General features: G+C 37.0%; 11 protein-coding genes. 1 reads left to right on the forward strand and 10 read right to left on the reverse strand.

Features of this window, described 5'->3' with window-relative positions; genetic code table 11:
- Positions 1 to 25: 25 nt before the first annotated feature.
- Together IEV50_RS06445 and IEV50_RS06450 are read right to left on the reverse strand one after the other, a co-directional pair.
- A complete protein-coding gene (locus IEV50_RS06445) occupies positions 26 to 1,498 on the reverse strand; it encodes a RagB/SusD family nutrient uptake outer membrane protein (protein ID WP_188412421.1) in 1,473 nt (490 codons plus the stop codon).
- Positions 1,499 to 1,515: 17 nt separating this feature from the next.
- On the reverse strand, positions 1,516 to 4,530 hold the full coding sequence (locus IEV50_RS06450) for a SusC/RagA family TonB-linked outer membrane protein (protein WP_229746654.1): 3,015 nt from the start codon (positions 4,528 to 4,530) through the stop codon (positions 1,516 to 1,518).
- Between the two features lie 298 nt (positions 4,531 to 4,828).
- On the opposite strand from IEV50_RS06450, the gene IEV50_RS06455 reads away from it, so the two are divergent.
- Positions 4,829 to 5,731 carry an AraC family transcriptional regulator gene (locus tag IEV50_RS06455; protein ID WP_188412423.1) on the forward strand — a complete coding sequence of 301 codons (903 nt, stop codon included), beginning with the start codon at positions 4,829 to 4,831 and terminating at the stop codon, positions 5,729 to 5,731.
- Positions 5,732 to 6,146: 415 nt separating this feature from the next.
- Here IEV50_RS06455 and IEV50_RS06460 read toward each other — a convergent pair whose 3' ends face one another.
- The 8 genes from IEV50_RS06460 to IEV50_RS06495 form a co-directional block, all read right to left on the reverse strand.
- Complete coding sequence (locus tag IEV50_RS06460) at positions 6,147 to 8,312, reverse strand: glycoside hydrolase family 3 C-terminal domain-containing protein (RefSeq protein ID WP_188412424.1); 2,166 nt, start codon at positions 8,310 to 8,312, stop codon at positions 6,147 to 6,149.
- Between the two features lie 18 nt (positions 8,313 to 8,330).
- Positions 8,331 to 11,078 (reverse strand): glycoside hydrolase family 2 protein, encoded by a 2,748-nt coding sequence (locus IEV50_RS06465; RefSeq protein WP_229746655.1) that lies wholly within the window; start codon positions 11,076 to 11,078, stop codon positions 8,331 to 8,333.
- 37 nt (positions 11,079 to 11,115) lie between these two features.
- Complete coding sequence (locus tag IEV50_RS06470) at positions 11,116 to 13,107, reverse strand: retaining alpha-galactosidase (protein ID WP_188412426.1); 1,992 nt, start codon at positions 13,105 to 13,107, stop codon at positions 11,116 to 11,118.
- 3 nt (positions 13,108 to 13,110) lie between these two features.
- Entirely contained in the window at positions 13,111 to 15,960 is a 2,850-nt protein-coding gene (gene galA / locus IEV50_RS06475) for a beta-galactosidase GalA (RefSeq protein ID WP_188412427.1), read from the reverse strand.
- Positions 15,961 to 15,974: 14 nt separating this feature from the next.
- Positions 15,975 to 17,639, reverse strand: a complete 1,665-nt coding sequence (locus tag IEV50_RS06480) for an alpha-L-arabinofuranosidase (protein ID WP_188412428.1) — start codon at positions 17,637 to 17,639, stop codon at positions 15,975 to 15,977.
- 6 nt (positions 17,640 to 17,645) lie between these two features.
- Positions 17,646 to 19,403: an alpha-L-arabinofuranosidase family protein gene (locus tag IEV50_RS06485; RefSeq protein WP_188412429.1), complete on the reverse strand. Its 1,758-nt coding sequence runs from the start codon at positions 19,401 to 19,403 to the stop codon at positions 17,646 to 17,648.
- A 68-nt stretch (positions 19,404 to 19,471) separates the two neighbouring features.
- Positions 19,472 to 20,707: a glycan-binding surface protein gene (locus IEV50_RS06490; protein ID WP_188412430.1), complete on the reverse strand. Its 1,236-nt coding sequence runs from the start codon at positions 20,705 to 20,707 to the stop codon at positions 19,472 to 19,474.
- Between the two features lie 29 nt (positions 20,708 to 20,736).
- Positions 20,737 to 22,320, reverse strand: coding sequence for a RagB/SusD family nutrient uptake outer membrane protein (locus tag IEV50_RS06495; protein ID WP_188412431.1), 1,584 nt, complete (start codon positions 22,318 to 22,320; stop codon positions 20,737 to 20,739).
- Positions 22,321 to 22,325 lie beyond the last annotated feature (5 nt).

Consider the following 22,325-nt stretch of genomic DNA (forward strand, 5'->3'; position numbering starts at 1 on the left):
CCGGATATTACGGCCACTTAAATTACTAAAAAAACGGACTCAACGCAGCTTCTGATGCTGGAAGCGGGAATAACAATCTAATATTTGTATAAGAACCCGGCGATGGCGTTATACCTGCAGGAAAATAATAGCTTAATGGGTTTGCTTTAAATCTTGTTCCAAAAGCTTTCATTACCTGATCGGCATTGCCTGTTCTCACTAAATCTAACCATCTTTTGTTTTCAAATGCAAGTTCTATCCTTCTTTCGACTAAAATTGCATCTCTAACCGCTGCTTGGCCAGCAGCAATACTAGGCGCTAAACCAGTTCGAGGGTTTGCTCTAACCATATTTAAATAAGTTAAAGCTTCTCCTGGTCTGTTTTGCTCATTTGCAGCTTCTGCTAAGAACAGTAAAACTTCTGCATAACGGTAAACTGGCCAGTTATCATTAGTATTATTTGTATTGGCATGTGCGTGGGCATATTTTTTAATGTACGGATAAGTTACTCCACTTGCCGTTAAAAAACCGATTGAAGCGTCTTTACGCTTATCTCCAGGCTCGTAGGCAGCAATCATATCGGGCGTTGGTAAGTTAAATCCCTGAATGGTTCTTGGCACTTCTGCTATGCCGGTTACAGCAGTAATTTCTGCAGCAGAAATTGGCTGAATTAAGAAAGTATAAAAGAAGTTACTTGCTAAACCCTCAGGCCCTTCTTTAAATTGTACCTCAAAAATTGATTCACTATTATTTTTTTGTGAAGGACTAAAAACATTATTGTAATCTGATAAAAGGCTATACCCGGTTACCTCTTTTAATATTGCCTCGGCTTCTGCCCACCTCTTTAAAACCACATAAACGTTTCCAAGTAAAGTTTTAGCTGCGCCTGATGTTGCACGACCTGCTTCTTGCGCCGCCTTATTAGGTAACAAAGTTGCGGCTTGCTTTGCATCAGAAATAATCTGATTGTAAACAGTTTCTACGCTAGAAAGTGGAAGCGAAGTACCATCAAGTGTTGTAACCGGTTTTAAGTGAATTGGAACCTGCCCGAAGTACTGAACCAAATCGAAATAAGCAAATGCACGTAAAAAATAAGCCTGGCCTTTAATATTATTTTTTGATGCCGCGTTAAATTCTACCGCATCAATAGGGTCAAGTACTTGGTTTGCCCTGGCGATAATTGTATAATCTGTAAAGTATTTGTTTGCGGTAACCGGGCTATTGGCATCATCGGTAAAATCTTTAATATATTCCGATTGAATAGAACCTCTATCATTTGGATTATATTTATAAGTGGTATTATCCGAACGCTGCTCTCCCATTGCCCAAGCTCCGTTGTTACCGCTGTAAAGACCTCTTAAAGGAGCGTAAGCGCCATTTATTGCCTGTTGAAAATCACTCTCAGATTTAAAGAATATGTTTGTACTTAATCCTGTTTTTTGAGGAATTTCTAAAAAGGATTTTTTACATCCTGCCAATGATATTACCAGGATGAATGATAAAATTATATTTTTTTTCATGATTGTCTGATTAAAAGTTATTTAAGATTTACATTTAAACCAAGCGTAAATGTTCTTGGCACCGGATAAGCTGAATAGTCTAAACCTTGTTTTAATGAACTTGGTGCATTACCGTTAAGATCAGTACCAATTTCAGGATTTATACCATCATAGTTGGTAAAAACAAATGCCTGTTGTACACTCGTGTATAACCTAACACTCTTTAACCATTTTATCTTTTCAACTGGCAGTGTATAGCCTAATGTAATATTTTTTATGGTTAAGTAACTTCCATCCTGTATAAAACGGGTATGAAACTGCGCACGATCATCACCGGTAGATGCAGTTGTTTTACCATATTTGCCCGCACCAGGGTTTTGCGGCGAACGCCAGCGATCTTTCACCTCTTTAAGCACATTAAATACACCATCCAGGTTTGTTGTGCCTTCATCCATCATTCTCGCAATATCATTACCATAAGAACCACTTGCAACAACAGATAAATCAAAGTTTTTATAAGCAAAGCTATTGGTAAAGCCAAAAACAAATTTCGGGAACGGATTACCAATAACCGTCCTGTCGCCTTCTGCATCACCATATTTAATTACACCATCGCCATTTAAATCTCTGAATTTTATTGTTCCAACCTGCGAGTTTACGCTTTTTGGAGAATTATTGAAATCAGCCTGGTCTTTATATACACCATCCTGTATTAATCCCCAAAACTGACCTATTCTTTCTCCTACCCTGGTTATGGTATGTGCAGTACCATCAGACACGAACAAATCATTGCTTAAAGAAGATAGTGCAAGTACTTTATTATCACTAAATGCAATATTAAAATTTGTATTCCATTTAAAGTTACCCACTAAATTGTTTGAGGTAACTGCAAATTCATGCCCCCAAAATTTAATTGAACCAACATTACCTGTAAATGATGAAAATCCTGACTCACGGGGAACTGGTAATTGAAATAACAGGTTAGAGGTTTTTTTAGTATAATAATCATAGGTAAAATTAATTCGGTTGTTAAACAAAGCCAAATCCACACCAAAATCAAATTGTTTGGTCGATTCCCATGCCAACTCTGTATTACCTAATCTGGTTACTGCTGCGCCACTGTTAATTGTAGAGCCAAAAGCACTATTTACACCGCCGGCAACAGTTGCATATTGCTCATAATTTGGGAGATTATTGTTACCAGTTAGGCCATAACTACCACGAAGTTTTAAAAATGATATGGTTTTAAAATTGCTTAAAAATGATTCTTCACTTACAACCCAGCCTGCAGATACGGATGGGAAGTTACCCCACTTATTATCTACACCGAAGCGAGAAGAACCATCGCGGCGTACACTTGCAGCAAGAAAATACTTGCCTTTGTAGTTATAATTAAATTTAGCCAAAAACGATACTAAACTCCATTCTTGTATATCAGAAGATGGGTTGTTTTTAACCAGTGCAGCACTAATTGTCTCAATCCTGTCATCCGGGAAATTAGAACCGCTTATGGCACTATAATCACTACGGAACTTCTGTTTGGTGAAACCACCTAAAATATCAAAATTATGGTCCTTAATTTGTTTCGAATAACCGATAGTGTTTTCTGATAACCAGGAAAGATATTGATAATTTGAATCGAACACATTTGCAGAAAGTGCACTAGGTGCTGAAGCAAAACTTCTTGATGCGGTAGATGGCTGAAAAGAGTGAAATAATGATTGAGCAAAATCTACATTAATGCTTGATTTTAAAATTAATTTAGGGATTGGCTCATACTCCAGGTAGCCATTAGAAAGGATCCTATTGTCTTTTGCCTTGTTTGTAATATCCTGAATAGACCTTACCCAGTTTGGTGTTGGGAAAGAGGTAATTCCTGGTGTGGTTACAGAAACAGGGTATGTTCCATCAGGATTTTGATAATTAAGCACTGGCGGCGTTAACAAAGCATTGTTGATTAAACCACCACCACCGAAAAACGTTCCGTCTGTTGCAGGCGAATTATTTACCGTATGTGTAGGTGCTAAGTTGAATCCTAATTTAAGTTTCTCATTTAATTTAAAGGTTGAATTTAAACGGACAGAAAAACGTTCGTAGTTAGAATTTAGCAAAACACCATCCTGTTTTAAATAACCTGCAACAATAGCACTGCTAAAATTTTCTTTATTGGTATTAATAGAAATGCTATAATTGGTTATAGGAGCTGAACGCAACATTGCATCGTACCAATCAACCCCTTCTCCGTATTGAGCCGGATTTTGTAATGGAACAGGTACGGGTTGACCCAAATCTTCGTAATATTCTTTTTTAAATTGCGCCCACTCTGTTCCATTCATCATATCAGGCCTTCCTTTTTGAGGTACCTGTTGTGTACCTGTATATACACTTGCAGATATATTTGTTTGACCAGATTTTGCACTTTTAGTGGTTACAACGACAACCCCAAAAGCGGCTCTTGAACCATATAAAGAGGTTGATGCAGCATCCTTTAAAACCGTTATGTTTTCAATTTCATCCGGATTGATATTGCTGATATCTCCTGCTATCGGGAAACCATCAACAACATATAATGGCGCGTTACCTGTGCTAATTGATGCGCTACCACGTATGCGCACTTGTAAACCTTGCCCTGGTTTCCCAGAAGCCTGGTTAATTTGCACACCGGCAAGCTTGCCCTGAAGTTTTTGCGTAATCTGGGCGGCAGGTATGTCCTGAAGTTCTTTTGAATTAACCGTTTGCAGTGCCCCTGTAGAACTTCTTTGCGTGGTTGTTCCATAGGCAACTACCACAACATCATCTAATGCCTGAGTTTGCTCGGTTAATTTAGCATTAACAATCGTTCTGTTTCCGACCTGAATTTCGGCAGCTTTAAATCCAATAAATGAAAAAACAAGTATTGAGTTGTTGTTCGGAACGGTTATCTTATAATTTCCTTCTCCATCGGAACTTGATGTAATTTGACTACCCTTAACCATAATGCTTACTCCGGGTAATAGGTCGCCAGTGGAAGACGTGACCTTTCCGGTAACAGTTATCGATTGGGATTGGGCCATTAACGGCACTGAAATTAAAAAGAAACACGCGGTTGCGCAGATGCCAATTAAGTAATTGAGCATAACCTTCCTAAAAAGGTTTTGGGATGTAAAAATCTTCATGAATTCTTTAGTATTTGGTTAGTAACTGTTTGATTTAGTTATTATGATAAAATTAGGCTTTGCATTAGCGATAGAAAATACACGATTTGATTATTCGATTATAAATTTTGACTTTTACATGCCTTTTAAATATGAGTTCGCTATTTTGAAAAAATTATAACACTTATGATAAGTTCCACTAATTCAATTAAGGGATATGGTTAACTATTTCAAATATCTTCCTGTAAGCGAAGATGAAAAAATATGGGGCTTGTATGTGCTAAATGCCGGATGTACTCGTATTGAGCCCGAGCAGGCTTACCCTTACAAAAATCATCCTTCACACCATAACTTCACATGGGATAATGGCCGCGTATTGAATGAATTTCAACTAATATATATTACAAAGGGCAAAGGTTTCTTTGAATCAGAATCGGCAGGTAAACAAGAAATTGCTGCAGGTAACATAATACTTTTATTTCCTGGCGAAAGGCATCGTTATAAACCAAATACAGATACAGGCTGGGATGAGTATTGGATTGGTTTTAAAGGCGGAATAATTGAAAATTTAATATCAAACAATTTTTTCAACAAAGAAATACCCATTACTGATTTAGGTTTTAACGAACGTATATTAAATTCATTGCTCGAAATTATAGAAAGAACCAAAGAAGAAAAGTCTGGATATCAATCATTAATTTCTGGTGCTGTTCTTTATCTTTTAGGTCACATACACAGTAGCACCAAACAGGTAAGTTTTAATGGTAAAGAAGAACTGGTAAAAATGATAGATAATGCTAGGGTGATATTAAGGGCAAATGTTGATGAAAATATATCTCCTGAACAAGTTGCCTGCGAACTAAAAGTAAGCTATTCATATTTTCGAAAAATATTCAAAACCTATGTTGGGATATCTCCTGGGCAGTACTTAATACAATTAAAAATACAAAGAGCCAAAGAACATTTATTAAACCATGAGAAATCCATTAAGCAAATCGCTTACGATTTAAACTTCGAATCTAATTTTTATTTTTCTAAAATTTTTAAAGATAAAACTGGCTTTACGCCTAATCAGTATCGTGATATGCAGAACGTAAAGATGAAATCAGCGAAGATTTAGACTTGCACCTAATTAATGGGTCAACTTAAATTTAAAAGCTACCTTGGGTTTAAGGTTTATAGATAAAATCAAAGGAGGCTGACCGGAACTTTATTCTTTCGCAAACTTAATATTATCGCCTGCAAAATAAAAATGAATAACTGCTCCGGTAATAAGTTACCTACTTCTTAAACAGAGTCATTAACTGAAAGTATAGAACTGTTCAATGCAAGTTTAAAACTGTTTACTGCGATTTCAAAACTACTTACTGCAACATATAAATCTAAATATCACCTTGTAAATGGTAAGTTTTACCACCTAAGAGACCAAAGATACACCTTAGGCATATTAAGCTAAACTATTATTTTCTTAAATTAACTAAGGTGTCTTACTTGGTCAATATATTTAAAAAGCCTGAATTAAACAGTCTCAATCATTAGAATACAACTTCTCCTGATGCCTGAATGTCTTTTGATGAATTGCCTACAGCAATCAGATATTGTCCCTTATCTGCAACCCATGCTTTTTTCTTTTCATCGTAATAAGAAAAAGCATCTTTATTCAGTATAAATTTTACGGTTTTGGTTTCGCCAGCTTTCAAAAATACCTTTTCAAAGGCTTTCAATTCTTTTCTAGGTCTTGATACTAAGGGATTAATCGGTTCTACATAGACCTGCACAACTTGCGCCCCATCTTTTTTACCTGTATTTTTAATGTCAATTGAATAGCTAACCTGTTTATCTCCCGTTACTTTTTTTACGGCATTTTGGTAGGAGAAACTGGTATAAGATAAACCATGTCCGAATGGAAATTGTGGCTCAACATTATAGGTATCGAAATAACGGTAACCCACAAATATATCATCCTTATAATGTACAGTTCCATTTACGCCAGGAAATTCGCCAAGTTTATGCGCCGGCGAATCTTCCAGTTTTTTAGGAAAGGTCATCGGTAATTTACCTGATGGATTTACCTCACCGAAAATAATTTTAGCTAAAGCTGTTCCGCCTTCCATGCCCGGGTACCAGCCTTCGATAATGGCTTTACTTTCGCCAACCCACTCGCGGACATCTATCGGGCCACCACCCATTAAAACGATAATGGTTTTAGGATTGGCTTTTAAAACGGCTTTAATTAATTCGTTTTGCCCGAAAGGCATATTCATATCCGGTTTATCCACACCTTCTGCATCATAAGCATTATCATCCCATTTGCTATAGTCGTAACCGTGTGTCCATCCACAGAAAATTATAGCGGCATCTGTTTTACTGGCTATATTCACTGCTTCCTGAATTAATGTATCATCTGCCTGTTGATTTCGGGCAATTTTATATCCTTGTGCATATTGTACACTTATTCCACCGCCAACTAAATTCTTTATCCCTTGCAAAGGCGTAATTTCATATTTTGCTTTAACTTGAGAACTTCCACCGCCCATTGCATTTTCGCGATTTGCGTTCTGACCAATAATGGCTATACTTTTAATTTTACTTTTAGCCAATGGCAAAACATTATCCTCATTTTTCAGCAATACAATTCCTTCTTCGGCAACCTTTAATGCAGTTTGTTGATGTGCTTTTGTATTATATGCACCAGGCGTTCTTTTTGCCGCAATCATATTGGTTTTGAACATCACTCTTAAAATACGGCGAACTTTATCATCTACTAAAGCAACCGGAACTTTGCCGCTTTTAACTAAAGCAATTACGGTATCGCCCATAAAAAACTGATCGTATTTTAACGGTGGTGTTCCAATGTCAGATCCCATTTCCAAATCGGTTCCATTTTCTAATGCTTCCATGGTGTTATGCACCGCTCCCCAGTCGCTCATCACCAAGCCTTTAAAACCCCATTCTCCTTTTAATATATCGTTAATCAGATATTTGTTTTCCGTTGCATATTGCCCCCTGAACTTATTATAAGCCCCCATTACCGTATTAACCTGCCCTATTTTAACGGCAGCCTCAAAGCCCGGTAAATAAATTTCGCGTAAGGCTCGTTCACTCATTTCCACATTCACGGTTCCTCTATCTACTTCTTCATTATTGGCAGCGAAATGTTTTAAAGAAGCAGATACACCCTGAGCCTGAACACCTTTAATATAACCAACTGCCATTTGCGAAATTAGATAAGGGTCTTCACTCTGATATTCGAAATTACGACCGTTTAACGGCGAACGAATAATGTTAATACCTGGACCAAGGATTACATCTTTTCCTCTAAATTTAGCTTCGCTACCTAAAACCGCACCAAAATCGTATCCTAATTTTGGGTTCCATGTTGCAGCAAGTGCATTTCCTGTTGGAAGATACGTTCCGGCATCATTTACATTTTTTAAAGGTGTCCAACCTCTTCCATGTTCTATACGAACGCCATGAGGACCATCCGAAGTAACCATTTCAGGAATTCCTAAACGTTTTACACCTCCTGAAGTAAAAGAAGAATTTGCATGCAACATGCCTACCTTTTCATCTAGCGTCATTTTTTTAATCAATGCAGTTATTTTTGCTTCAGTTGCAGGATTAAATAAACTTTGTGCATTAACGGTTAATACAGTTAGCATCAAAACACTTCCAACGAAGCCTGTTATTTTATTATTCATGTATTTATTTTATACTTTTTAGTTAAAATCGAACCAAAGGCTACCTTTATTCCAGGAATAATTTAGCTGCATATTTTTTTGGCTCTGCGGACCAAGTTTTTCAGCAGCTTGAAACTTAGTTCCTATTGCACTAATTCCATCTAAAAAACCTAAATCGCCATCAGGGAATGCAGGAGTGGTATTATTATTAGTCGCACCAGCTGCTTTTTGAGGTTTTAGCATTTGAAAAAATGTGCCCTTTTTTGAGGTGTAAATTGTAAATGGTGATTGTTTATTCTTTACCGTTACCCAATACACATTTGAATAATAGCCCTTAAACTCTGGGTATTTCCAACTTTCTCCGGTTATGGTGTTGTTAAAATCATTATTCCAAACGCCAAAAGTTGTGCCTTTCAATCTATTTTTCCAAACGCGATAAGGACCATTTCCTTCCCATTTCATACCGGTGATGTTTTCTTCAGGATAGTTAAAAGTAATGCCCATAAAATCAACTTCGCCGCTTACGCTATATTCATAATCGAGTTTAACAGTCTTTCCTGATGAGAAAATCCATTTCACTTTAAATTTCGCTTCGTTATTATAAATAGGCTCAATAATGTAATCATCGCCCGAGGCATAATGCTTAAACTCTTTAAGCTCACATTTAACACCCGCCAAAGCTGGTCCGCCAGAAATTGAAATTTCGGATTTCGCATTTTTAACATTCTGGATGTAGCCTGTTTTTTTATCGAATTGATAAGAAATGCCATCAACAACAAGGGTTAAAGCCTTACCAGTTTCTGAAACATTTATTTTGGATTTTGAATTCGCAGTATTTGTTATTGGAGCAGCAGGCATTTTGATTGCCCAACTCCAGGTAAAAAGTTCTTGTTTAAAAGCATCAAAAGCTGTTAAATACAAAACATCGTTACTTTTCCAGTTTGCAGGAAGTGGAATGCTTAAAAAACCCTTCTCGCCGGGAGATAAAGTAATGCCCTTAATTTTACCTGAGGCTACCAGACTTTGCTGATTATTTGCTACTGGATTTGGCAGGTTTGATAACTTCCACTCGAAACTACATTGATTTAAGTTTGTGAAGCTATATTGATTTTCGACTAAAACCTTTCCATCAAAATTAGCAGGCAAATCTTTCATAGCAATTTGCACCGGCGACCAAATTTCTTTAATGGTATAAAAACTTCCTTCCTTTTCACGGTGTGGGCCTAAAATTCCATCTGGTGCGGCATTGCCTTGGATATCCATTTGGCCATTTCTGTCTAAACGAGTTACACCTTCATCAGCAAATGACCATAAAAATCCACCTGCTGCGTAAGGATGCTTCATCATCATAGACCAAAAATCATCCAAACCCGCACCATGCCCACCATCGTGCAAGCCATGCATAAACTCGGTCGGGAAAAACACGTCATTTCCGTATAAAGCTGTATTAACTACATAATTATAATCCGGGTAGTGTTTGGTATCGGTGCCATTGAAGCGCTCCCAAGGATGAATAACCAAACGTTTCTGGTTATCGTATTTTGCATACAGGTAATCTAAATCGTAATTGAAGCCACCTTCGTTTCCATTTGCCCACATTACAATTGATGGGTGGTTAACATCCCGAACAACGAGTTCCTTTACGAGTTTTGTGCCAACTTCGGTATCGTATTTAGCCTGCCAGCCGGTTAATTCATTTATTACGAATAATCCTAATGAATCGCAGGCATCCAAGAAGCTCGGATCAGGCGGATAATGAGACATACGAACCGCATTCATATTCATCTCCTTAACCAGTTTTACATCTTCAATGTTAAGCACTTTGCTTAAAGTCCTTCCCGATTCAGGCCATTCGCTGTGCCTGTTAACACCTTTGAAAATCACTTTTTTATTGTTTACATAAAAGCCATCATGCGGGCGAAGTTCTGCTGTCCTGAAACCAAATTTTTGTTTCATCCGGTGGATTAGTCGGCCGTTGGCATCGCTTAAAGAAACAACAACCTGATAAAGATTTGGTGATTCCGGGTTCCATAAGTTGATATCTTTAAACTGGCCTTTAAGTTTTGTAGCATTTTCAACAGATGTAATTTTAGAAGATATTTCTAATCCGACCTTTTCGCCGCTTATTTTTTGAACCTGAGCTTTTAAAACTGAACCTAATGGTGCATTTTCGGTGTAGGCATCGAGGTTAAATGAACCATTTGCTTTGGCATCGATAGCAATTCTGTCTACATGTGCTTTTGGCAAAATTTTTAAATACACCGGTCTGAAAAGGCCTCCAAAAAGCCAGAAATCTGCTTTCCTTTCTGCATTGTTTACCGATTTATCTGCAGACTGCTTACTTACTTTTACTTCCAGCAGGTTTTCACCATCAAAATTTAATAGGGGTGTAATGTTGTATTGAAAAGTATAAAACCCGCCCTGGTGTATCGCACCAGCTGACTTTCCGTTAATTTTTACTTCAGCCTCTGTCATTGCTGCCTCAAAAACGATGAAAATCTCTTTATCGTAATTGCTTTTAGCAACCTTAAACTTGTATTTGTATTGCCCAGTTTCTTCAGGATTTTGGGTATCTTTATAATAGTTGTAAGTACCAAAACCTTGTTGTTCCCAATTTGATGGCACTTGTATTTTATCCCAAGTCCCACTTTTCATCCCGGTATTTACAAAGAAATCCCAAGTAACAGTATGGTCTTTATCTTTTCCGGATAAATATTGATATTGAGTTTCCTGAGCATTTAAATTTAGTGTAAGAAACACAGTTGCGCACATAAAAAATAGCTTCATAATCATATTTGTATTTTTGACTGTAAACGTTAACAATTTAATTTATCGGATATACTTTTGCAGCCCAGCCACCACCACCAAACATATTTACTTTTAGTTTTGTATTCGAATTTACTTCAATAATTTCTCTTTTGTAGTCGGTTGCATCTTTATCTGCATTTAAGCCATCCTTAAATACAATTGCCTGGAATTTCCCTTTCCCTAAAAAAGAAAAATCTATTGTTATTTCTCTTTGATTCCAATTATTTAATGCGCCAATAAACCAATCGCTATTATGTTTTCGGGCAATAGCCGCATAAGCACCAACTTCAGCATTCAGCGCCACCGATTCGATAAAAACTGTAGGAATTGATGCAATAAAATCGGTACTTTCCTGCTCTTTCATATAAGCAGTTGGACTGTCGGCCATCATTTGCAACGGGGCTTCGAAAACAATAAATGTTGCCAATTGATGTGAACGTGTTCCTTGGCTCATTGGTTTTGAGTTACTAGGTTTAAATTCCGCTTTAGTGGCATTGCGCATTGCTCCTGGCGTGTAATCCATTGGGCCGGCAAGCATTCTGATAAATGGAATAGTTACATCATATTTGGGAACATCATCATTTGGTGTCCATTTTACATTTTCTAAGCCTTTAACGCCTTCAAAGTTTAAAACATTTGGATAAGTTCGCTGTAAGCCAGTTGGTTTATACATGCCATGAAAATCGATTAGAAGTTTATGAGCAGCAGCATTTTTTGCAATTTGATAAACTGATGAAACCATTTTTTGATCATCACGGTCTAAAAAATCTATTTTAAAACCCTTCACACCCATTCTGGAATATTGTTCGAAGGCATTATCCATTACTTTAGAAACTGCAAACCAACTTGCCCACAGAATTATTCCTACATTTTTTTGTTTTGCGTAAGTAATGATTTCAGGAAGGTTAATCTTGTCGGATACTTTAGTCATATCGGTTTCATCGCTCCACCCTTCATCTAAAATCACATATTCAACCTTATTTGCTGCTGCAAAATCTATGTAATACTTATAAGTTTGTGTATTTATTCCAGCTTTGAAATCCACACCACTAATGTTCCAGTCATTCCACCAATCCCAGGCTACCTTACCGGGTTTTATCCAATCCATATCAGCAATTCGCGATGGTGAAGCCAACTTCTGCACCATATCGTTATCAAGCAGATCTTTATCGTTCTCACTTATTACAACAGCCCGCCATGGAAAGCTTCTTGTACCTTTAGTTTTCGCAATATAATCAGCCCTTTGGGTAACCATATAATTCATATTGTTAAAACCACCAGCCTTTTCTGCCAGCGGATATGGCGCAAACAAACCTTTTAACGAATTACTGTTTTTTGGGTTTTTGCTGATAAACATACCCGGATAATCTTCCAAATCTGCTTCTAAAATAACCGCTTTCTTGGCAGAATTGATGTTGAACATTAAAGGTAAAAAAGCCAATGAATCATTAAACATTGCCGATACTCGGGTTTCAGTATATAACGATTCGAAAGAGGAAATAAATTGTTCCTCTCCCCTTAAGTCTCTAACATAAGGGATCAATGAAGTTTTATCTTCAGATAGATTAAAATTTGCCTCCTCGCTGTTTACCGTAATTTCGCCTTTTTTAGCCGTAGAAAACCGATAAGCAACACCATCATTGTAAGCCCTGAAAGTAAGACTATAATCGCCTTTAAAATCAATAATTAATTGATTGTATTTATCCTGAACCGAACTTCTTTTATAAATGGGTGTTACAAAACTGGTATTTATTGATGTTTTATTTGTTTTGATGATCTTCGGATTTTCACCTAAAACTTCTCCCGTTGCTAATGTTAAAGACATATTCGATGGCGCTAAAACCACATCATTTTGATTTTTGACTGACCAGCTAATTTCAGACCCAATTTGAACCAAAATTTCATTGTTTCCGTTAGGTGATTTGAGTGTAAAGACTTTATCCTGCGCATAAACAAAAGCAGTTATGCAATTTAGCAAAATAAAAATCTGAGCTATTTTTATGCGCATAACTTATAATTTTATTTTAATGATGGCCGGTTTTAAACCATTTGACGAGGCTTTTAAAGTAACTTCTCCTGCTTCGCCAGTAGATTGTACAATAACCTGTGCCAAGCCGCTAAATAATTTTCTTTTCCAGTCGGCAGCAGGTTTTAACACCTGAAATAAACCAGGATCAGCATTAATATTATCCCAGCTTTGAACTTTCAAAATTGGTGTTGCCAATATAGCGATGGTATTTTTGCCAACTTTTAGTACTGATTTATCAAGTGTAAAAGCATTTCCTTTTTTATTTTCTGTAAGCTTATCGGCTATTTTTTTCCCGTTGATGTAAATAGACTGTTGTTTGCCTATGCTTTTATAAAAGAAAGTGATTTTGGTTGCATCATTCCAATCTTCCAAATCAAAGTTTCCTCTATAAATTAATGCCTTAACTTTTTTGCCAAATTCCTGTGTTCTTTCCTGTTTAAAAGCATAATCCCAATCAGTTAAATCTGTAGTAAGTTCGGTTATATCATCAATATTTGAAATAGGTTTTTCTTTAAAATCGTTAATTTGAATTACATCAATATGCTCAATAAATTGGTCGGGCTCTAACGAGGTTGGGTTTCCATTACCAACACCAATAATTTTGGCCGGGCCACTGATTTGAAAATCAATCTCATTAACCGCTGTTGGAACAGCCTGATTAGAAGCATCTCTAACATCAACCTTTAAAATGGCTAAAGTAGATTTTTCTATAGGTATCGCTTCCTGTATTATGGAAACATGGGTTGGATTTGAGGTTGTTTTAACTTCATCCGTTAATATTTTTTTACCATTTTTAAATCCAACTGCTTCCAGTGTTCCAGGTGTATAATTTACGGTCCAGTTTAAATGTCCGTTGGGTTCCATCCGCTTTTTACCTAAACTTTTTTTATTCAGGAATAATTCTACTTCATCGCAGTTGCTGTAGGCTTTAACTTCAATTGGCTTTCCTTCGCTCCCTTTCCAGTTCCAATGTGGCAAGAGGTGTAAAGTAGGTTTATCTGTCCACCATGATTTTAAGTACCATGTATTATCTTTCGGGAAGCCACATAAATCAACCATACCGAAATAAGAAACTACCGATGGCCATCCGAAAGGTGTTGGTTCTCCACGGTAATCAAAACCGGTCCAGATAAACATTCCTGCTAAATAAGGACGGGCGGCATAATGTTTCCAACCATCTTCTAAACTCAGGAAATTCTCATTTTGCCTGGTATCGTAAGCAGCGAGTTCATGCTTTTCCATATTATTGCTGTACAAACCTCTGCTTGCTACTGTTGATCCTTCTTCTGTTCCCCAACTAAACTGTGCAGGATATTTTTTATGTTGCTCATCAGTGTTTTTTGTTGCTACATAATTATAACCAAGTAAATCAATAGTTGTCGAAATTCCATTACCAATACCTCCGCTTATGGCTGCTGTTATCGCCCTTGTTGTATCGATGGTTTTAGCGAATGCCTGCATGGTTTTAGCAATTCTGGCACCTGTTATATTGCCTTCAATATTCCATTCCTCATTACCGATAGACCAACTGATGATACTTGGGTGATTGCGATCACGAATAATTAGCTTTTTAAGGTAATTTAAATTCTGTTCGGTAATGCCCATCAAACGGTTTTCATCAATTACCAGCATGCCCAACCTGTCGCATGCATCTAGTAATTCTGGTGTTGGTGGATTGTGCGAGCAACGATAAGCATTGCTACCCATTTCTTTTAGCTTACTGATTCTAAAATATTGTACCTCATCTGGTAGTGCCACACCAACACCTGCATGATCCTGATGGTTATTTGTGCCTTTAACTTCAACTCGTTTACCATTTAAAAAGAAGCCTTTATCAGCATCAAATCTTATAGTTCTTATTCCGAAGTTTGTTTTATACTCATCAATTACTTCTTCGTTTTTTGTTATAGTCGTTAATAGCTGATACAGATATGGATTTTCCAAATCCCATAATTGTGGTTTAACTACCGGAATATCTATGGTAAATTCCTTTTCTGTTAATGCATTCAATTCAATATTTTGGAGCGAGCCAGATGCGACAACCTTGCCTTTTGCATCGACAATACTTTGTTTGATATTAAATTTATCATTTTCTAGTGCATCATTTTTTAAGGTTACGCTTGCTTTTACAAGTGCCTCATTATTATTTATCGTGCTACGTACAAAGGTTCCATTCGGTATTATATGTAAAGGAGCAGTTTTATTAAGCCAAACATGGCGATAAATACCGGCACCTTCGTAAAACCAACCTTCTTCTATAGTTACATCAACACGTACAGCAATTACATTTTCACCTCCATAATTTAAATAATCTGTAATATCATATTCGAAACCATGGTATCCGCTTGGTTCAATACCCAGGTAATGCCCATTAACCCAAACGATTGAATTTCTAAAAACGCCATCAAAAGCTATGCTAATTTTACGACCTAAATCTTTAGCTGGGATAGATATCGATTTACGATACCAGCCTACACTTGCATCTGGAAAATTACGACCAATAGCTTTAAAACCGTGACTTAAGCTTGCATTTTTATCAAAGCCTTGTTCAACTGCCCAATCATGTGGCACATTTAACTTCCGCCAGGTTCTGTCGTCAAAACCTGGTGCTGCGGCTCCATCTCCATAACCAGTTTTAGCCAGATAAGAAAAATAACCTGTTCCATTGTAAAAATCTTTTTTAACATCGTAAGGATGCCCTAAGGCAAAACGCCAACCAGTGTCTATCAATATATGTTCACGCTTTAACTCAATTTTATCCTGGGCAAATGATGCGGTTGCTTGGCTCAATTTAATCAAAAGCAAAAAAGCCAATATTTTATATGATTTCATTTATATGTTTATCCTTATTTAATTAATAGATATTGAACTGAAAAAGGAGCAGATTCAAATTTAATATTACCTGTAACCGTAGCAGATAATGCTTTTATTGCTGATGGATTTTCTGGTCCGCCAGCTGTAAATTTTGTAGTTTCTCCGTTTACGAAGACTTTTTGAGAGAAAGAGCCATTATCATCTCCTCCGGTTAAAGTGTAGAGGTAATATTTTTTAGAAGACTTATATTCGGATAAGGAAAGCTCAACCACCTGCTTCGAATTACCTTTATTAACAAGGACAACCCCTACTGCTCCATTATTAAATTTTGAAGCATAAGTTAATATATCAGGATTTGTTATTGTATTGGCTTTAAGCAATTCATCGCCAAAAAAACGCTGAAAATAAAACATATAATAATAAACTGGTCTTGGGTTCCAAAGCGGAACACCCGGTTCATCGCCTTTATTAAACATACCATGATCATTACCTTTTGAGTAACCATTTGCCAAATCCCAGCGGCTAGCCATACCAAATTTTAAATTGGCTAATTCTCCTAAAACAATTGCAGCATGCATTCCATTAATAAAAGAACATGATTGTTTAGAGCCCGTTGCAAAAATATTCCATTCTGTAAGTGCCAAAGGTTTCTCCGGAAGGTTGTAAAGCTTAGCCAATTCTTTCATATAGCTGGCCATTTTGCTGGTTTCTGTTTTGGCTGTATTTAAAATTATTTCTGGCGATGAATTTTGCTCATAAGGCGTAAAGTAACTATGCAGAACATAATAATCAATAAAAGAACCAGCAGATTTTAATAATCCATCATTCCAGTTTTTCGTAATTCCGCCTTCCCACGATTTTTCTTTGGCTGTTTCGATAACGACTGCACCAATAAATATTTCGGAGTTGATTTCTTTTGCGGCAGCTCGCATTGAATCGGCAAAAACTTTTAAGTGTTCGCCATAAAGTTTACCGGATATCAGTTCGGGCTGATTATCCTTATTTTTTGAAGTATCAATTTTATAGCCTGCTTGCCAGGTACCATAATTTTCGTTACCTATTTCCCAAAATTTAGTTTTTCCTTTATCGAAACGAACCCAATCTGCTGCCAAATGAGCGGCTTTTTGAACAGGATTATCGCTGGTTCCATATCGGGCATAGCTATAATTTACACAAATGATGCCTGTACTATTGGATTCCTTAAGTAATTTATAATAGTTTTGTAAGGAGAGTGAAGTTGGACTATCATTAATCCCATACCATAAACGCTCGGGTTTGGGTACTCTTTTATCACCATATAAAATAATTTCAGGAACATCTACAGGGCGTTTATCCCTGGATGAATTCCAAAAATAAACATTACTCAAATTTCCACCAGGAAAACGGATGATATTTGGCGAAAGTGTTTTAATATGACTCATTAAGGCAGGTTGATCAACAATTTGGGTCATGTAAGGATTTGCATTATTTCCATACAAAAATTTAGAAACCCTACCTAAAGTGTCTTTATAACTTATATTAACAAAAATCGATGATTTGTTTAACGGTATAGCATGTTTTTTAGAACCAGGTATATCTACACCTTTTTGGTTAATACCCTTAACAAAAAAGCCTTGAGTATTTTGGCAAAACGAATTTTGATAAAAAATAACTGAGAATAAGAGAATAAAGATGTAAGGTGATTTTTTGTATATCATGTAATATTATTTTTTATCAACTGCAACGAAAACAACTGAACGCGGTGGTAAGGCAATTTTTATTCCACCATCAACCGATGCAGATTTTGCTGTTAGAGTTTGATAATTTGTTGGGCCTCCAGAAACTCCGGTTGGCCCATTGTCGTTAACAAATACCTTTGCCGAGAATTCTCCATTATCATCACCACCGGTTAAAGTATAATAATAATATCGTGTACCTGCTGCAAAATTTGAAAGATTAATGTTCGCGGTTTGAGTGGATGTACCTTTATTTACGACAACAATACCCGCAGCGCCTGATGCAAAACCTGAAGCATAACTCACAACATCTGTAGAGCCGGATACACTTGAAGAAATCATCCTATCGCCAAAAAATTTCTGAAAATAATACATGTGGTAAAATGCTGGTCGGGGTGTCCACTTCGTGGTACCATTGCCTTCATCGCCCAAACTAAAAAGGCCATGGTCATTTCCATCAGCGTAACCATTAGCTAAATCCCATCGGCTTGCCATGCCATAGTTGTTTTTTATTAATTCGCCCAAAACCATTGTAGCATGCATACCGGCGATGTGAGACACTTGCTGCTTTGATCCTTCGGCAAAAATGTTCCACTCTGTCATAGCGATTGGTTTTAAAGGTGCGCCATTTTCCTGCGTCGTCTTTTTCATAAAATCCATAATGCTTTTAGATTCTGTTGCGGCAGTATTTAGAATAACTGAAGCCGATGAATTCTGTGCATAAGGTGTGTAATAGGTATGAACAATATAAAAATCGGCAGTATTGCCCGAAGCAGATAAAAAACCAGAATTCCAGGCTTTATCTACGGCATTGCTATTTCCGATGGATGCATCGTACTGAATAAGTTGTCCACCAATTTTAATGGTTACACCTAATTCTGCCGCAGCCTTTCGCATTGAATCGGCAAAAACTTTAAAGTGTTTTCCGTATAAAGCGCCATTAATAATTTCAGGCTGACCATCTTTATTGTTAGCTGTATTTATTTTGTAGCCCGCCTGCCATGGTCCGGCATCTTCATTACCTATTTCCCAGTATTTAGTTTTGCCTTTATCAAAACGAACCCAATCTGCTGCTAAGTGTGCGGCTGCCTGATCGGGATGTGCGCTTGTACCGTAACGGGCATAACTATAATTTACAGATATAATCCCTGTACTGTTTGTTTGTTGCAAAAAGCTATAATAGTTATCAACAGAAAATGTCCAGCTTGCTGTATTTTTACCATACCAATAACCTGCATTTACGGGAGCGCCAGATTGGTTATAAAGCATATCAGGTGCATCTGAAGGTTTCTGTCCGGGGCTGCTATTAAAGAAAAAAACACTCGAAATATTCCCACCAGGAAAACGGATAATATTCGGATAAAGGTTTTTTACATGATTAATCAGTACTGATTCATTAGCTAACTGACCAATGTATGGGTTTGTATTGTTTCCGAAAAGATATTTAGAAACTTTACCTATCGTTTCACTATAATCAGCATTTATGGTTACACCAGCTGATGCTGTTGGTTTAGCTACATCAACAAAACCTGGAGCAGCAAAACTTTTACCTTCCCAATTATCCAAAAAAAAGCCTACAGTTGTTGCAGTGCTTACATCTTTAGGTGGAATAATGGTAACTGTACCTGGTGGATTTACCTGTGGTATTTCCGGAATTGGAGCTATAGGACTTTTTTTACAGGCTGTAAAAGCTAAACAAACCAAAAGCATCCATCTGCCTGTATTCTTATTGTTTACAATTTTCATTTTGCGGAATGATTGAATTTGATAAAATTGGAGCAGACGTATATAAACGTCTGCTACCAATAAGAATACTATCTTCTAGCTCTAACAATTCTGATGTTATCAATCGCTACATCAAACTTCGTAGTTACTGGCGTGGCGGTATCGTTTATGTACATGAAAACAAGCGGGCCTTTACCTGTATTATTTACTGTAGTTGCAGTTTTAATCAAATCATTTAACGTTGGTGCTGATGTACCCGTTCCTTCACCATTACTGGTTTTGGTTTTGAATTGAGTTAATGGAATGGTAACGGTATACCAGGTATCAGATTTAAACGGAACAGGTGCTATTGCTTTCCAAGGCTCATAGCGTGCCAAATAAAGCCATGATCCTTCGCTACGACGAATCATCAATCCACCACCACCCCAAGGTTCTTTAACCGAAATTTCGAATTTTAACACATAACTTGAAACCGGATCTGCAAGATTGGCCTGCGGCACCCATTGAACATCGTTTAAATTAATAGAACGGTTTGGATCATACCAAGCATAATTAAAAGCAGATATTGCGCCTGTAAACATTCTTGCATATTTACCTGTTGCACCCGGATATAAAGTTTGGTCACTTATAACACTTGCGCCGTAACTGTAACTGTTTATGTCGTCGAAATTGCACAACATGCCTGTAACCTTATCATTATAAGAACTATAGGCAGTAGAACCACCTTGTGTTTTAACAATAATATCGCCCGAGGTTGCTGATGAAGGGACAGTTACGGTACAAGAAGTTCCATCGGATTTAGACACAATATTAGTTCCATCGGCACCGCCAGGAAAAGTTATATTGGTAATTAAATATAAATATTGGCCATATAAAGTAATGGTTTGGCCTGGTAAAGTATATTCATTGCTAACTGAAGAAACCACAGGTGGTGGTGGAGATATTGGAAAGGTAAAACTGGTTTCGCCAAATTTGGTTACCAACCTGATGGTGTTTTCCTGACCTTTTGGTATGCTTGAAAATAAAATTGAAGGCACGGTTACTACAAAATTATCATCACCTACCAAAGCTGAATTAAATGTTGCTGGAAAACCACTAAAATAAACTGCCGAAACTGTTTTTAAATTGGATCCCTGAATAACAACATTTTGCCCAGAACCTACTTTTGTTAATGTAGAGTCGTTGGGAGCCGGAGTGATTGCCCTTAGTTTTGTGATTACAGGAGGTTGCTCATTATTTGTTTTTTTGCAAGCAGTTTGCAAGGCTAAAACCACCATCAATAACAGAAGGGTTAAGCTAAATCTGCTTTTTATAAGCTTTTTCATTATGATTTAATTTAAAATTAAATTAACGGTTATTTATAATATGGTACAGCTGGCTGACTTAACAAAGGATTTGTTGAAACATCGGCCAAAGGGTATGGAAGTTTAAAGGAAGCATCAGTCGGAGTAGAAAACTGGTCTTCATTAACCCGTACGTTTGTTGCCGAGTTAAATGTTAACCTACCTCGATTCTGAGCCGCAATTTTGGCTATTGTTTGCGATGGATTGATATCGTGTTCTCTTAACAAATCGAACCAATATTGTCCTTCAATAGCTAGCTCCAACTGCCTGTCTACCAAAACATTTGCTTTCGAAATTGGAGCAACTCTGGCATCTACCCCAGCTCTGGCACGAACCAAATTGTAATATTTAACGGCCTCAGGATCGGATGTTGTCGCTGAATTACCTAATATTGCCTCTACATAAATTAGGTAAACATCCGCAAGTCTGAGCATGTAGGCTGCAGAACTTGTTGAAAGAGAATAAACCTGACCTGGATTATCATCATTGGTACCTACTACATATTTTTTTACATGAGGTCTTTCATCAGTAACTCTATAGCCTCCATCTTTTTTTAACAACTCCGGATAAAAATCGCCGTTTTGCATAAAAGTCGCTTTGCGTCGTAAGTCCTTTACATCATATTTGTTATAAATATCTATACTTGGCGTATTCGCAGCTCCATAACCATCGCCAGCATTGGTTAACTTACCTTCTGCTGCATAATAACCCTGAGTACTATTACCAAGACCGTAGGAATTTGGACTTGCAATGAATTGCAAAGCAAATAAAGATTCCTCATTATTATTATTTTCTATTTTAAACAAATCGGCATAATTTGTTAATAATTTTAACCCACTGTTATTGCATACATCGCCAGCATATTTCTTTGCACTGTCTAATAACGCAACATCGCGTTGTCCATTACCTGTTCCAGTTCCATCATCTTTCAAACCAGAACGAGTTAAGTAGATTTTGGCAAGCATACCCTCTGCCGACCATTTATTTACTCTTCCCTTATCTGGAACAGAGCGAAGATTCTGCGCTGCAAATTTCATATCCTCAATAATGAAACGATATACATCTTTAATAATATGTTTGTTAACCTGAGGTTGTTCTGCCAATGTACGGTTATCGGTAATAATGGGTATTTCACCAAAATATTGCACCAGATAAAAATAGGCTGTTCCTCTTAAAAACCGAAGTTCGCCAATGGCATTATTTTTGGCTACCGAACTTACTGAAGCATCTGTATTTTGATTGATGTAGATAATATTCAAATTGCAATAGGCAATAATTTTGTAAAGTGAGCGCCAGGCTTCGTTTATTCTGGCATCAGAATTATTAACTGCAAAAGTAGAATACGCTACAAAGTTTGTTCTGGATAAGTTACCTGACATGGCATCGCCTAAAACTAAAACAGACTTATCGTTAAAATCGAACCATGGAGTTCCGTAAAGTGCACCTGTAGCAAGACGCAAATCGCCTTCCGATTTAAAAAAACTTTCCAGCGTAACTTTATCCTGTGGTGTTCTATCCAGAAAATCTTTTTTACACCCGAAAAATGAGCTTATGCCAATCATCAGGGCTATTGTGAAATATATTTTATTTTTCATCTCTA

It is taken from the genome of Pedobacter mendelii, assembly GCF_014635725.1.
Lineage (GTDB): Bacteria > Bacteroidota > Bacteroidia > Sphingobacteriales > Sphingobacteriaceae > Pedobacter > Pedobacter mendelii.